Source organism: Hoyosella subflava DQS3-9A1, assembly GCF_000214175.1.
In the GTDB taxonomy this organism is placed as follows: domain Bacteria; phylum Actinomycetota; class Actinomycetes; order Mycobacteriales; family Mycobacteriaceae; genus Hoyosella; species Hoyosella subflava.
In genome coordinates this window covers 788078-802751 of record NC_015564.1, presented here as the reverse complement: position 1 = coordinate 802751, position 14674 = coordinate 788078, and the positions used below count along the sequence as shown (strand labels likewise).

General features: G+C 63.5%; 12 protein-coding genes, 4 tRNA genes and 1 pseudogene. 9 read left to right on the top strand and 8 right to left on the bottom strand.

What is annotated here, in order from left to right; translation table 11 throughout:
* Positions 1-120 precede the first annotated feature (120 nt).
* The 4 genes from AS9A_RS03760 to AS9A_RS03745 are packed head-to-tail and all read left to right on the top strand — an operon-like array spanning position 121 to position 4443.
* Positions 121-531, top strand: coding sequence for a hypothetical protein (locus tag AS9A_RS03760; protein ID WP_013805574.1), 411 nt, complete (start codon positions 121-123; stop codon positions 529-531).
* Positions 528-1691, top strand: coding sequence for a thiolase family protein (locus AS9A_RS03755; protein WP_013805573.1), 1164 nt, complete (start codon positions 528-530; stop codon positions 1689-1691). The genes AS9A_RS03760 and AS9A_RS03755 overlap by 4 nt, the downstream gene beginning before the upstream one ends.
* Complete coding sequence (locus AS9A_RS03750; protein WP_013805572.1) at positions 1688-2860, top strand: acyl-CoA dehydrogenase family protein; 1173 nt, start codon at positions 1688-1690, stop codon at positions 2858-2860. Before AS9A_RS03755 ends, AS9A_RS03750 begins: the two co-directional genes overlap by 4 nt.
* Positions 2857-4443: a fatty acyl-CoA synthetase gene (locus AS9A_RS03745; RefSeq protein WP_013805571.1), complete on the top strand. Its 1587-nt coding sequence runs from the start codon at positions 2857-2859 to the stop codon at positions 4441-4443. Before AS9A_RS03750 ends, AS9A_RS03745 begins: the two co-directional genes overlap by 4 nt.
* A 537-nt stretch (positions 4444-4980) precedes the next feature.
* Here the strand turns inward: AS9A_RS03745 and AS9A_RS03735 are convergent.
* From AS9A_RS03735 to AS9A_RS03720, 5 genes and pseudogenes are all read right to left on the bottom strand, one after another.
* On the bottom strand, positions 4981-5199 hold the full coding sequence (locus AS9A_RS03735; RefSeq protein WP_013805569.1) for a hypothetical protein: 219 nt from the start codon (positions 5197-5199) through the stop codon (positions 4981-4983).
* Between the two features lie 40 nt (positions 5200-5239).
* A pseudogene (locus AS9A_RS24930) lies at positions 5240-5410 on the bottom strand (helix-turn-helix domain-containing protein); the annotation flags it as partial.
* A gap of 424 nt (positions 5411-5834) precedes the next feature.
* Positions 5835-6071, bottom strand: a complete 237-nt coding sequence (locus AS9A_RS03730) for a hypothetical protein (protein ID WP_013805566.1) — start codon at positions 6069-6071, stop codon at positions 5835-5837.
* Positions 6072-6287: 216 nt separating this feature from the next.
* Positions 6288-7520 carry an acyl-CoA dehydrogenase family protein gene (locus AS9A_RS03725; protein ID WP_013805564.1) on the bottom strand — a complete coding sequence of 411 codons (1233 nt, stop codon included), beginning with the start codon at positions 7518-7520 and terminating at the stop codon, positions 6288-6290.
* 324 nt (positions 7521-7844) lie between these two features.
* On the bottom strand, positions 7845-8837 hold the full coding sequence (locus tag AS9A_RS03720; RefSeq protein ID WP_041450844.1) for an NAD(P)H-dependent flavin oxidoreductase: 993 nt from the start codon (positions 8835-8837) through the stop codon (positions 7845-7847).
* Positions 8838-9970: 1133 nt separating this feature from the next.
* Between AS9A_RS03720 and AS9A_RS03715 the strand changes: the two genes are divergently transcribed.
* Positions 9971-10231, top strand: coding sequence for a hypothetical protein (locus AS9A_RS03715; RefSeq protein WP_013805560.1), 261 nt, complete (start codon positions 9971-9973; stop codon positions 10229-10231).
* A 46-nt stretch (positions 10232-10277) separates the two neighbouring features.
* Entirely contained in the window at positions 10278-10682 is a 405-nt protein-coding gene (locus AS9A_RS03710; RefSeq protein WP_013805559.1) for an N-terminal phage integrase SAM-like domain-containing protein, read from the top strand.
* 188 nt (positions 10683-10870) lie between these two features.
* On the opposite strand, the gene AS9A_RS03705 is transcribed toward AS9A_RS03710, so the two are convergent.
* The 3 genes from AS9A_RS03705 to AS9A_RS03695 all read right to left on the bottom strand — a co-directional run bounded on the left by AS9A_RS03705 (position 10871) and on the right by AS9A_RS03695 (position 11169).
* Positions 10871-10944: transfer RNA gene (locus AS9A_RS03705), tRNA-Phe, on the bottom strand.
* A 46-nt stretch (positions 10945-10990) separates the two neighbouring features.
* Positions 10991-11064, bottom strand: a tRNA-Asp gene (locus tag AS9A_RS03700).
* A 32-nt stretch (positions 11065-11096) separates the two neighbouring features.
* Positions 11097-11169 (bottom strand) — tRNA-Glu (locus AS9A_RS03695).
* A gap of 214 nt (positions 11170-11383) precedes the next feature.
* Here AS9A_RS03695 and AS9A_RS03690 point away from each other — a divergent pair.
* The 3 genes from AS9A_RS03690 to AS9A_RS03680 all read left to right on the top strand — a co-directional run bounded on the left by AS9A_RS03690 (position 11384) and on the right by AS9A_RS03680 (position 14602).
* Positions 11384-11459: transfer RNA gene (locus AS9A_RS03690), tRNA-Lys, on the top strand.
* Positions 11460-11602: 143 nt separating this feature from the next.
* On the top strand, positions 11603-12781 hold the full coding sequence (gene dusB, locus AS9A_RS03685; protein ID WP_013805558.1) for a tRNA dihydrouridine synthase DusB: 1179 nt from the start codon (positions 11603-11605) through the stop codon (positions 12779-12781).
* Between the two features lie 186 nt (positions 12782-12967).
* Positions 12968-14602 (top strand): LCP family protein, encoded by a 1635-nt coding sequence (locus AS9A_RS03680; RefSeq protein ID WP_013805557.1) that lies wholly within the window; start codon positions 12968-12970, stop codon positions 14600-14602.
* The last annotated feature ends 72 nt before the right edge of the window (positions 14603-14674 follow it).

The following is a 14674-nucleotide window of genomic DNA, read 5'->3' as shown; positions in this document are numbered from 1 at the left end:
TGCGCAATACTTGCTAGTTGAATAACAAGCAAGTATTATCGAGCTGTCGCAACCGCTCTCCTCCGTCCCCAGGCAACGGCCACGCCGGTCACCACAGTCACACGAAAGGCGCACTCTTCGATGACTTCGACATCAGCAGAGCCAGATCTGTACTCGATCGACGACGTGGGCGTGCCGACACTGTTCGGCGCTCGCGATACCGCGGGCAACATCTCGTTCCCGTACCAGACCTACGGCTCGGTGTTCAACGGTGATCACGGTGCGTTCCTAACCCGCACTCCACTCTGCGGCGTCGGCACCGTCACCGCTGCCACCACCGTGTTTCACCGGTCCAACGACGGGACACCGACGCCGGTGAGAGTCGCCTCCATCGCGCTCGAAGAAGGTCCACTGATCCGGGCCGTCCTCGCGGATGGGTCCGCCGCGAGACCAGGTGACACGGTCACGGCCACCACCGTCGAGATCCGCCGCGACGGCAACACCGTGCGCGAGCTGCGATTCGCCCTCGCCGACAGCAAGGAGGACGCGTGAAAATCACTCTCGCCAACCAGCGGCCCATCTATGTCGCCGGTATCGGGTGGCATCCATACCAGAAACCGAGCGCCACCCCGTACGTCCAACTCGGCCTGACGGCCGTCCGCGAGGCGCTCACCGATGCCGGACTCGCATGGACCAGCGTCGACAGTGCCTACACGGCTACCACCATGCTCGGCATGGCTGCGTCTCGGCCGATGCTCAAACACCTCGGCGCCACCGGGATTCCGATGACCCAGGTCGAGAACGCATCGGCATCCGGCTCCTCCGCCTTCCGCCTGGCCTGTCTGGACGTCGCCGCCGGGACCAGCGACGTCTCTCTGGTTCTCGGCGTGGACAAAGTTGCGTTCACCGCGTCGGCGCTCACCAAGACCGGAATTCCGGAGCCCGCAGGCACCTACGTCACACCGGTTGCCCACTTCGCGTTACTCGCCGACGAGTACATGCACCGGTATGGTGTCACCGCCGAGCAACTCGCCCTGGTCGCGGTCAAGAATTTCGGCAACGCCGCACTCAACCCGAATGCGCAGCGCCCGAAGCCATACAACCTGGACCAGGTACTGGCCGGGCCGACGATCTCCGGGCCACTCACCCGCCTGCAGTGCTGCCCGATCGGCGAGGGCGCCGCCGCCGCGCTCGTGGTCTCCGAGGACGCGATCGACGACCTCGGACTGGACCGATCTCGGTGTGTGCAGGTTCTGGCGTCGGTACAGCGCAGCGAAGAACTGTACGGGCGAAAGAGCTTCGATGCCGAACTCACCCGGACCACCACAGCGATGGCCTACGAGCAGGCCAGTATCGAGTCCGCCGATCTCGACCTCGTCGAACTGCACGACGCCTTCACCATCGAGGAACTCCAGTACGTCGAAGCCATGGGCTTAGTCGGCGACGGAGGCGCCGCTGACGCGCTGAGCGAGGGAACGTTCTCGCGCGGCGGACGGGTCGCCGTGAACACCTCGGGAGGATTGCTCGGATCCGGGCACCCGATCGGCCCCACCGGTGTCGGTCAGATCGGTGAAATCACCATGCAGATCCGCGGCGAAGCCGGCGCTCGTCAGCATGCCGGTGCCCGAACCGGACTGGCGCACATGGTCGGCCTCGGCGCAGTCTGCGTCGCCCACGTCCTGCAGGGCACCGCGCGGGAGGACCACCGATGAAACGATCCATTTACGAACCGATACATCACGAGTTCCGTAGCAGCGTGAGATCTTTCGTCGACAAGGTCGTCACACCGCATTCAGAGAAATGGGACGAGCAAGGGCTCGTCGACCGCGAGGCCTGGACAGCGGCCGGCGAGGCCGGCTTTCTCGGAATCGCCGTCCCTGAGGCCTACGGCGGCGGCGGCACACCGGACTTCCGGTTCCGGATGATCATGATGGAGGAACTCTGCCGGGCCGGGGCGAATTCCTTCAACGCCGGCACCAGCGTGCAAGACGACCTCGTCATTCCTTATCTGGCCGATCTTGGTACCGAAGACCAGAAACACACCTGGCTTCCCCGACTGTGTTCCGGTGTCGCCATCGGGTCCCTGGCCCTCACCGAACCCGGCGCCGGCAGCGACCTACGCGGAATCCGTTCCCTCGCCCGCCGCGACGGTGACCGATGGCTGTTGAACGGATCGAAAACGTTCATTACCAACGGAATCCTGGCCGACGTGATAGTCGTACTGACCCGGATCGAACCCGCACCACCCGAAGGCGGGTATGCCCTGTTCGCCGTTCCGACCGATCGCGTCGGCTTCCACCGCGGCCGCAAGCTCAACAAGCTCGGGCTGCGCGGCAACGACACCGCAGAGCTGTCCTTCGTCGACATCGAGTTGACCGTCGCCGACCTGCTCGGAACCGCGGGACGCGGACTGGCACACGTCATGGAACGTCTACCTCGCGAGCGTATGTCCATCGCCGCCACCTCGCTGGCGGCATCTGTGGCAGCGCTGGAATGGACCCAGCAGTACTGCTTCGACCGCAAAGCCTTCGGCCAGCGCATCGGCGACTTCCAGGCAACCCGCTTCACCCTCGCCGAAATCGCCACCGAACTCGACGCCGCGACATCACTTCTCGACCGCGCGACGATGTTGCTCAACGCCGACGAACTTACCGCCGTCGACGCCGCCAAGGCCAAGTACTGGATCACCGACCTGCATCAGCGCGTCGTCGACCGGTGCCTGCAACTGCACGGCGGCTACGGCTACATCCTCGAATACCCCATTGCCCGCGCATTCGTCGACGCGCGTATCCAGCCCATCTACGGTGGCACGAACGAGATCATGAAGGAAATCATCGGTCGCGACATCGCGCACACCCACACCCCACAGGAGCACCGATGAGCAATCCCCGCCATGGCATCGACCGCACCGGGGCATTTCCCGACACCGTCGCAGAAATTCTCAGCCGCACCGCTCGGCAGTTACCGGGCAAAACCGCACTGACCTTCGCCGACCGGGAATGGACCTATGCCGAACTCGACCGTGCGACCGGTCGGGTCGCGGCTCGACTGCTCGAATTCGGATTCAGCCGCGGTGACCGTGTTGCCGTGTTCGGCAAGAACTCCGACGCCTACGTCGTGTTGTATCTCGGATGTGCGCGCGCGGGGCTGGTGCATGTCCCCATCAACTACAACGCGCGCGGCGACGACCTGGCCTACCAGATCCAGCAATCGGACCCTCGCATCGTATTTACTGACGCCGACCTCGATGGATTCGTCGACGCTGCAGTCACTTTCGAGGGACTGCGTGGATCGCTGCGCGGGGGCCAAAATCTCGACGTGCTCGCCTGGGCAACCGCCCCGAACGGCTCACTCCACGACGAAAACGGTGTACGCGGTGACGATCTGGTGCAGATCCTCTACACGTCAGGCACCACATCACGTCCGAAAGGTGCGGCGCTGACCCACCGAGGCCAGGTGCATCAATACAGGTCTTGCATCGATGCGCTGGACTTGTGCGCCGACGACGTTATGGTGCACGCGCTGCCGCTCTATCACACAGCCCAAATGCACGTCTTCCTGCTGCCGGCGCTTGCCGTCGGCGCGACCAATCACCTGTTGGAGACCCCGGACCTCGACGAGATCATGCGCCGTGTCCCAAGTCAGGGTGTCACTTCGCTGTTTCTGCCGCCGACCGTCTGGGTTTCCCTCGCCAACCATCCCGGACTCGCGGATGCCGACCTCGGCGGGTTGCAGAAGGCGTACTACGGCGCGTCGATCATGCCGGTTCCGGTACTGCAGAAATTGCGGAGCAGACTGCCCGACGTCGGCTTCTTCAACTGCTTCGGACAAACCGAGATCGGTCCACTGGCAACGGTGTTGCGGCCCGAAGAGCACGACGCGCGGCCGGATTCGGTGGGCCGTCCGGTGTTGTTCGTGGATCTGCGTGTCGTCGACACCGACATGAACGACGTCGCCCCGGGCGAACTCGGCGAAGTCGTGTACCAGTCACCGCAACTGTGCACCGAATACTGGCGCAAGCCGGCCGAGACAGCCGAGGCATTCGCCGGCGGATGGTTTCACTCAGGCGATCTGGCGCGCATGGACGAGCAGGGATACCTCTTCGTCGTCGACCGCATCAAGGACGTCGTGAACACCGGCGGAGTGTTGGTCGCCTCCCGAGAAGTAGAAGACGCGCTCTACAGCCATCCGGCCGTCGCCGAGGTTGCGGTCATCGGTGTGCCCGACGATCGGTGGATCGAAGCGATCACCGCTGCCGTCGTACTCAAGCACGACGTCGCAGCAGAGGACCTCATCGCGTTCGCGAAACAGCGACTTGCTCCGCACAAAGTGCCGAAGACCGTTTTCGTCATCGACGAGTTACCCAAGAACCCGTCCGGGAAGATCCTGAAGCGCGACCTGCGGGTCCGTTTCGGCGGTACCGCATCCGCGGTTCCCGTTTCTGACAAACAACAACCGAATTAGGAAACGCAATGACCGCAGCGGTCGTGGGAGAACAGCAGCAGTTTTCCATCGGCGGACAGTAGACCAATCCACTGGAAGGGCAACGGAATCCGGCGACCGAATAACAGATCGCCACTGTGGCCCTCGCCGGGGCAGCTGACGTCAACGCCGCTCTCGCGGCCGCTCGCCGTGCCTTCGACGACCCGCACGGGTGGGCGGGTCGTGGACACCGGAAGCCCGGGCCGCAGTATTGGAACGGTTGGCCGGCGCTGTCGAGAACAAGTTGTCCAGCGAACCAAAGCTGCATTGGCACGGCAGTACGGACGAGCGCCGTCTGGAGTTGGTGGATGCGGTGGCCGCGCTGCCGATCCTCAGCCTTGTGGTCGCGCACTATCAGGCGTGTCGCCTGCCAGGCCAAAGGGACCACCTTCTTGCCAGTCGATGGACCACCCAAGCGACGGTGAACGAGAGCAGGTTCCAGACTTACAGCCAATTGCGTTGCCACACGCGACACCAGCCTGGCTGTGTCCGTTGGGGGGAATCCCAAACGGACACCCGTCATCGGACCGAATGAGTCAGCACCGAAAGTAACGGCGGGACCTGGTGATGTTTGTCGGCGTCGGACCGGATCGAGAGCAACTCAGGTTCTAGTCGGCTGGCAGCCGTGCGCTTTGCTCCGGCGCCGGAGGTAGCCACGGTCACCGTCACGTCGTTGCGGTTGAGAGCCCGTCCTTCCTGTGACGTCGCGGTGATCGCAGCGGACGTTGCGGCGGCCATGAACGTCCGTTCACAGAGGCAGTTTCAGCCCGAGCGCACCTCATACAAGCGCGGCCTCACACAACAGTGTGGCCACCAGCGTCTCAGCCGGGCGGTGACACAACGACCTGCCGGTGAGCTGCTCGACACGCGCAAGCCGCCGCATGGTGGTGTTCCGGTGCAGACCTAGCGCCGATGGGGTCGCCGTGGTGTCCTGCCCTAGTTCCAGGTACGTCCGCGCAGTGAATCGGAGGTCGAACCAGGTGGATCGCTACTGAGCGTGGGCAACTGGAAACGGGACTCCACTGGAAGGAAGCGATCGCGGCGATCGGCCGACCGACGATGCGCGTCCACGATCTGCGCCACACCTTGTCAACGACGGGATCGAACCGGCGACCTTCCACTTTCAGATGGACATGATTGCGGCAGAACAGCATTCGCGCTGGTCGGAGCAGGTCAGGCAACTCGGATTGGACGACTCGGAGCACCTGGGCCTGCCCGTTGGCCCCATCCTGGCCCCATACTGCACTGCCCACGGACGGGTAGGTGCAACCCACCGTGCGCGGAGTCTCTCGTGGACCTCGCGGCAGGTAAGCGAATGACCGAACCCTGGGTGGCGGGTCGAAATGCAGACAGCTGAACAGCTTCGTTCGCATTCAGGCAGTCCCGCGGCCGCGGAGCAATCGCAATGAATGTTCGTGCGCCTCAAGGGCTAACGCGCTCTCGCGTGCCCTGTCCGCAGCGCTTTCGACAGCCAGGTGTTCGTGAAGACGCGCCTTCGCCTCGAACCACGCCGCAAGCTCATTGGAGTCAGCGCAGCTGGCGGAACGACTGATTGACAGGGCGGTCATTTCGATCAAGACGTTCATGCCGGGGCCTAGCCTTCCGATCACCGATGCCACCTTCAGGCCGACGGCGTCAAGGTGGACCACATGCAGCCGGGCAATATCGCGGGCAGCTCGAGCACGACCTAGTGCTACTGCTCATGGTCAACGTCTCCGTGGCCGTCGTCCGATTCACCACATAACTGTCGACCTACTCGACAATGACCATGAGGTACGTCGCAGATCGCTGGGTCCATTGACGAGCGGTGCTGCCGCACAAGGTGTTCAGCTGACGGCGACGGCCTCTCGCATCCGCTTGTGCTCGACTCGGGCAATGGTTCGCTTGTGAACCTCGTCAGGGCCATCCGCGAGCCGGAGCGTCCGCTGGTGCGCGTAGAAGTTGGCCAGCGGGAAATCGTCCGTCACTCCCCCGCCGCCGTGAACCTGGATCGCGCGGTCGATGATTTTCAGAGCCATCTGGGGACCGGCGACCTTGATTGCGGCGATCTCGATGCGTGCCTTCTGATTGCCCACAGTGTCCATGAGCCAGGCCGTCTTGAGAGTGAGGAGGCGGACCATCTCGATTTCGATACGCGCCTCCGCAATCCAGTCCTGGATGTTCGAGCGATTGGCGATTGGCTCACCGAAGGTGACGCGACTCTGGGCTCGCTGGATCATCAGGTCGAGGGCGCGCTCGGCCATGCCGATGGAGCGCATGCAGTGGTGGATCCGTCCAGGACCAAGGCGCGCCTGGCCGATCATGAAGCCATCGCCCTCACCTGCCAGCAGAGCGGTGGTGGGGACACGGGCATTCTCGAAGAGGATCTCCGCGTGTCCCTCGCGAGCCATGTAGCCGAAGACCGGCACGCCTCGGACGATCGTGACCCCGGGAGTGTCGATCGGGACGACCATCATCGACTGCTGCCGGTGCGTCGGTGCGTCGACGTTGGTCTTGCCCATGACGATGAGGACCTTGCAGTTAGCATGGAGAGCATTCGAAGCGAACCACTTGCGGCCGTTCAGGACGTACTCGTCTCCGTCGCGCACCATCGCAAGCTGGACGTTTGTGGCATCCGAGCTGGCCACCGCCGGCTCGGTCATGCAGAAGGCCGAGGCGATCTCCCCGGCCAGAAGTGGCTTCAGCCACTTCTCCTTGTGCTCCTCAGTGCCGAAGAGCTGCAGCACTTCCATGTTGCCGGTGTCCGGCGCATTGCAGTTGCACGCCTCCGGGGCAAGCACTGGGCTGCGGCCCATGATCTCGGCAAGCGGCGCGTAGTCGAGGTTGCTGAGACCCGGGGACCCCCACGCCTCGTCCTTGTGTGGGTGGAAGAGGTTCCACAGACCGCGTTTGCGCGCCTCGGTTTTTAGCTCCTCGAGGATCGGGGGATGGAAGTTGGGGTTGCCGGACCCCGCCATCTGTGCGGCGTAGACCCCTTCGGCCGGGTAGATGTGCTCGTCCATGAAGGTGAGCAGCTCCGCTCGGTACTTGTTGCAGCGGTCCGAAAACTCAAACTCCATGTCAGTTCCTCATCTCATCGTTGGGCAAAATCGTGGTGTCACAGCTCGACGTTGTCGTGCCAGCGGGTGCTGGTGGCGACGGCGCGCTGGGCCGGTCGCAGTAGTTGCTCTTGCGGCGCCAGAACTCGAGCACCGATCCCGCCGCTGGCACCGGCGACGGCGGACCGTCTCCCGCCTATGGCGAACCTCCAAAGCAACCACGGTCACCTCCCGCACGCACCGTTGCAGGTCGACCGTGCGAGGCCATCGGCCCGCGCGCTCACCCTTCTTCCGACGCGGCAAGCACCTTCGTATGCACCCGAACTTCTTTCCACGGCGACATGGTCACTGTGCCGCCACGCGCCGATCGACGAGGCTCGACACACGGCCGACGGCTCGTTCGGCATCGGCGATGATCTTCCTGACGACCTTGTCGACGGCGTCGACTTCGTGGATGAGTCCCTGCGTCTGGCCTGCCCACCACATGCCGTCCTCCATCTCACCCTGGTCCAACACCTTGGCTCTGCCACGGACACCCGATGCGAGTGCTGCGACATCGGCGAATGTTGCGCCAGGACGACCGCCGATTTCCGCGACTCGCTCAGATATGGAGTTCTTCGCCACTCGAGCACTGTTCTTGAACTGACGGAATACCACGACCGTGTCCCGCTCCGTATTGGCCACGATCTGCGCCTTCACGTTCGGATGAATCGGGGCTTCGTTCGTCGCCATGAAACGGGTCCCCATATTGACGGCATCGGCACCAAGTGCCAACGCAGCGGCGAGCCCTTCACCTGTGGCGATGCCGCCGCTGGCAATAACGGGGACTGAGAGTGCGCGCACCGCTGCCGGAATGAGGATCAGTCCCGGCACGTCATCCTCGCCCGGGTGGCCAGCACACTCGAAGCCATCGATGCTGATCGCATCGACACCCTTTCGCTCCGCCGAAAGTGCGTGGCGCACAGAGGTCGCCTTGTGGATGACTTTCACCCCGGCCCCATGAAAGTCCGGTAGATGCGGCTCAGGGCTCGAGCCGGCGGTCTCGACGACAGCAATGCCCGCTTCGATGATCGCGGCGCGGTATTCGTCGTAGGGAACCGGGTCGATGGTTGGCAGGATGGTGAGGTTGACCCCGAACGGCTTGTCCGTCAGATCGCGCGTCCTGCGGATCTCTTCGACCAAGGCCTCCGGCGAGGGTTGGGTGAGCGCCGTGAGGAATCCGAGGGCACCGGCGTTCGCGACCGCGGAGATGAGCTGCGCGGTGCCCAGCCCTGTCATCCCGCCGCAGACAATGGGGTGCTCAGTGCCGAACTGCTCGGTGAACCGGGTGCGGAACATCAGTTTCTCTTCTCTCTTTCCGGTGAACAAAAAAGCGCTCGAGCGTCTGCTCCGGCGCAAGTGCGCAGGTTCCGGCCGAGCGTCCGCCGTCGACGTTGAGGGTTGACGCAGACGCGATAAGAGCTCAGGTTCACGCTCCTTGGGAAGCGGCACTCTGGTTGCGGTTCACCCCGGAGAACAGTCATCCGCGGTGAACCGAGCTCACGCCATGTGTCCGTACCGATCTCGGCATTGGTGATCGCGATCGGTCCTGGCACTGCTGCTTCAACTTGTCGCTATGCACTCAAGGCATTTCAGGCCAGTCGCCTGCGGGGATCTCGGGCCAGCGACCGACGTACACGGTCGCTTGGTCGGCGGGGCAGCTGCGGCGGGCGAGCGGGGTGTCGGTATCCACGGCGTACCTCCAGGTTGGACGATTTGGTGAGCGGCTTGCAGGTGGGATGCCCGGCCCGCCACCGGTAGCTCAACGGTAGGAGCGCGAGATTTCCGGGACATAGGTCTAACGTGCCGGGCACCGGTACACAGCCGCCACGATTCGCTGGGCGTGACCAGACCGACAGGTCCACCGTCAGTGCGTCGTGGTTCTCACGCGCCCTGCAACGGTGAGTTGGACGGTTCGCCGGTCAGTGACGTGACCATCCGGTGCGGTGTCACGGCAGGCGGTCTACACCTGGGAGGCCAAACATGCCTCCGGCGGTGTGCAGGCGCTGCGGGAGGTGTCGAGCCGACCCCGCAATAGCCCGGCCAAGGTCGCAGCCGAGGTCGAAGCGTTGGTATGCGAGATTCGGCTCATCCTCGCTCGATCAGAGCCACAAAGCGCCCACTGCACACCGATATCCAAGATGGGGTTGCTACGTAGCAGTGCCTCAGCGCGTCGCAGGCTCGCGCGCACATGTGAGCTTTCGCTCGCTTGACCCAGTTGAAACCACCCACCCTGAAACGTGACGCAATGTCCTGTTGGAGTCCGCATGTTTGACCTTTAGTAGGACATAGAACCGCGAAACCATCACTTCACGACCAAGTGAAGGGATGGATGACCGTGCGGCACCTACCAACGTGGCTCCGGTCCACCCGTTCCTCGATCTCGCGAGGAGGAACTGCGGTGACGATTCGACAGAACGGGCGATGGCTCGATGCGAGCGGTACGGAGCATTGCGCGTACCGAGAGCGGTCGGCGGTGGCGGACGTCGCTACTGCCTGATCGGCTGGTGCCGTTCAAGGCAGCGATCGCAGCGCTGAGCGCCGCCGAGATCGTGGCGCACTACCAAGTGGTCGACCCCGCGTGGCTGTGGTCGCCGGCGTCGCATGGGACATCGGTTGTCCTGCAGCGCTTCGCATCCGAGCTCGGTGTCGGAGCGCTCGAGCTCGTGATCGCTGCCGCCGTTTCGTACTGAACGCGAGGCCAAGGCATTCGAGGCGAAACTGATCGTCGGCCGCTCCGTGGGCGAGGTCGTCGACACGAAGGCCGACAGAGCCAAGCTGGAGAACGTCTACGCGTCCTGGCTGTCTTCGCGGCCAGACCTCAGCGCGAAAGTGCGGCGCGGATACGAAGACAACTGGCGCCTACGAGTCAAGCCTGCTTTCGGGTCGTGGCCGATTGCGCGGATCACCTCCGATGATGTCCAGGACTGGGTCAACAGGATGACCGCAGCCGGCCTCGGGCCGCGCACCGTCCGCTGTACGCATTCCGTGCTAAGAATGACACTCGATCATGCGATCGGTAAAGGGCAGCTCGTCGGCAAGAATCCCGCGAAGGGCACGAAGTTCCCGCCGTTGCGCCACACAACACACGTGTTCCTGACGGCAGCGGAGGTAGCCGGCACTCGCGACGAAGTGTGGCACTAAGCAGGGCGACGTGGTGCGGATCCTCGCATACACGGGGCTTCGATTCGGTGAACTCACCGGGGGTGCAGGTCGAAGAAGTCGACCTCAAGGCTCGCCGAATCCGCGTCCGCCGATCGATCACTCAGGTGGGCGGGCGGTTCGTATAGTGGCTGTATTCCAGCCAGTCGATCCGGAGCGAAAACCTGCTGTGGCCAGGGCCGGGATCGAACCGGCGACCTTCCGCTTTTCAGGCGGACGCTCGTACCAACTGAGCTACCTGGCCGAATCAGCGCCCGAAGGAGCTAACGAGCTTCGATCGTACAACAAAGCGACCCTGACGGGACTCGAACCCGCGACCTCCGCCGTGACAGGGCGGCGCGCTAACCAACTGCGCCACAGGGCCTTGCATTTTCCTGTTTCACTCCCGCGAGAGTGTACCCCCTACGGGATTCGAACCCGCGTTACCGCCTTGAAAGGGCGGCGTCCTAGGCCTCTAGACGAAGGGGGCCCGCTGAATCTCTCCAGCTGGCTTCCCCAACGAGTGTTTCCGTTGGGAGCGGACCAAGCATAGGACAGGATTCGGCAAAGTACAAAATCGGTGGCCGACGCTGCATCGGTCCGCCGCTGACGTGGGCAAAACCCACTGATTTCGCGGCAACCGACATCCGGGGTGCTGTAACCCCGGAGCATTCGCTAGCATGGTCTCCGCAGTAAGTAACCACGCCCCTTTAGCTCAGTTGGTAGAGCTACGGACTTTTAATCCGCAGGTCCTCGGTTCGAGCCCGAGAGGGGGCACCACAATCCCCGCCCGGAACGCTGGGCGGGGATTTTTGTACTTCAGCCATTTCTGCGCGACTATCGTCGTGAGGGTCCGGGTTGTCTCGACGAAAGGATGTGCCCATGGCTCCGCTTAAATGCACGTTCGGGGACACACCGATTTCATGACCACTCAGCTTTCCGATGCTCCATCCGTCCTGGCTCAACAGCTGCGGATCGGGCCGCTCGAACTTGGCAGTCCGGTGGTGCTCGCACCCATGGCCGGTATCACCAACGTCGCGTTCCGCACTCTGTGCCGCGAGATCGAGACCGCCAAGATGGGCAGCACCGCTGGGCTTTATGTGTGCGAGATGGTGACGGCCCGCGCGCTCGTCGAGCGAAATGCGGCCACCATGCACATGACCACCTTCGGCCCGACCGAAACCCCGCGTTCGCTGCAGCTGTACACCGTCGACCCGAAGTACACCTACGAAGCCGCACGGATGATCGCCGAGGAAAATCTCGCCGATCACATCGACATGAACTTCGGATGCCCAGTACCGAAAGTGACCCGCAAAGGCGGCGGCGCAGCACTCCCGTACAAGCGCAACCTGTTCGGCCAGATTGTCGCCGCAGCTGTCCGCGCTACTTCTGGGACCGAGATTCCGGTGACCGTCAAGTTCCGGATAGGAATTGACGAGAATCACCACACCCATCTCGACGCTGGGCACATCGCGGCGAGCGAAGGCGCCGCCGCTGTGGCCCTGCACGCACGGACGGCTGCCCAGCGGTATTCAGGGACTGCGGACTGGGGCGAGATCGCGCGGCTGAAAGATCATGTCACCGACGTTCCCGTTCTCGGCAACGGCGATATTTTCAGCGCGGCTGACGCCGTTCGCATGATGGCGGAGACGCGGTGCGACGGCGTGGTGGTCGGGCGCGGGTGTCTGGGGCGCCCCTGGCTATTCGCCGAACTGAGCGCCGCGCTCAACGACCAGCCGTTGCCCGGTCCGCCCAATTTGGGTGAAGTGGCGAAAATCATGCATCGGCATGCGCAACTCCTCGTTGATCACCACGGCGAAGGCAAGGGGCTCCGCGAGATCCGTAAACACATCGCTTGGTACCTGAGGGGCTTTCCCGCGGGTTCAGAGTTGCGCTCGGCACTTGCTCTTGTGACCACGCTCGAAGAGCTGAAATCGCTGCTCAGCCAGCTCGATGCGACCGCGCCTTTCCCCGCCGCCGCCGAAGGGCCGCGTGGCAGGCAGGGGTCTCCAGCTCGCGTGGTCTTGCCGCACGGCTGGCTCGACGACCCACTTGATTGCAGTGTGCCCGAGGGCGCAGATGCGATGCACTCGGGCGGCTAAACCGAGTCACATAACAACAATTTCGCCTCATTAACAACAAACCGGACGCCCTAGGAGGCCAGTGTCCTAGCCTCGCATTCGGGTGTCTGCTGAACTTCATGTTTAGTCTGGTTAACAGAACCATGTCGGCCGTGCGGCACCCGTCGCGGCGTGCCACTGCGACAGAAACAACCCGAGGATGGACGAGTGAGCGAACGCGACGACCACGGTCCCGGCGGTACCCCCGGCCCGGAGCCGCGATCACGCGCCGTCCCCCAGTTCGTGGGGGTAGCGGAAAGCCCGGCACCCGTCCGCCACCAGCATCCGAAAACGCTCATATTTGCGCGCATCGTCATCACGCTCGTATCTCTGGCGGCCCTCGTCATCACCGGCACCGTTTGGGGCTACGTCCGCAGCACTGATGCGTCCCTCAACATCGTTGACGCGCTGGACCGCAACTCCGGCGATGTCCGCAGCCCCGACGACCAGTTCGGCGACGAAACCTTCCTCGTCGTAGGGGTAGACAACCGGGCTGGTGTGAACGCTCAGATCGGCGGGACAGGGTGGCAGCACGAAGGCTCACGCTCCGACACCATCATGCTGGTCAACGTCCCGGAGGACCGGCACCGCGTAGTCATCGCGTCATTCCCGCGTGACCTCAACATCACCCGACCGGCCTGCGACAGGTGGGACAACGACACCGCCACCTATACCGACGAACGCGTCGAATCGGAAGAGAACGTCAAACTGAACAGCGCCTACTACGAGGGCGGCCCGAAGTGCCTGATCCGGACGATCCAGAAGATCACGGGCATGAACATCACTCGCTTCGTCGGCATCGACTTCGCTGGGTTCGAGTCCATGGTGGACACACTCGGCGGTGTGGAAGTATGCGCCACCGAGCCCATGTGGGATGACGAACTCGGCTGGATCCTTCCTGAAGCCGGCCCGCAGACCGTCAATGGCAGCACCGCACTGGACTATGTGCGGGCCCGGCGTGTACCCACTGAGGGCACCAATGACTACGGCCGGATCAAGCGCCAGCAGCTGCTCCTGTCGTCCGTACTCCGGGAAGCCCTGTCAAACAAGGTGCTCTTCGATCCCAGCACACTGGGCGGTTTCATCGATGCGTTTACCCAGCACACTTTCGTCGAGAATGTCGATACCCAGTCCCTGCTGACCCTGGCGCGCTCCATGCAGGGCGTGGATGCCGGCCAGGTGACGTTCGTGACGATCCCCACCGCGGGCCCGAACGAATTCATGAACGAGATTCCCCGCGAGGACGATATCGACGCGATCTTCGATGCGATCATCTACGACTGGCCGCTGCCAGGTGAATCCGCCCCCGAACCCGATGACGAGGCGGACGACGCGGGAGACCAAGCGATCCGCCCCGCCCAGAACGGAGACGGCGGCGACCGAGTAGCCAGCGAGTCCGAGGCGGTCTCCCCCGCCCTCGTGACCATCCGCGTCGCCAACGGCGCAACGACCTTCGGTCTTGCCAGCAACACCGCGAGTGTCCTCGCTGGCTACGGCTTTCAGATCTACAGCGTGGGCGACCACTCCCGAGTCGTCGATCAGACCGTGATCCGGTACTCGCGCGGCAATGAGCCCGAAGCTGCCACCCTGGCATCAGCTTTCCCCGGTGCGGTGTTACAGCGCGTCACCGGTCTCGGCAACATTGTCGAACTCGTTCTGGGCACCGACTATGACGCAAATGTCACCGCACCAGCGACGCCGGGAACGCCGCTGCCGATCTCGAGTTCTGGCAGCGTTCAGCCGCAACGAGATTTGCCTGAGGACCTCTCAGTGACGAACGCCGGAGACACGTCGTGCGCTTAGTATTCACGGTATTCACGTGTCGTTCAGCGTCAGATCGTGCCCCTGGACGTTTTACGCCGTAACCTTAAAGGT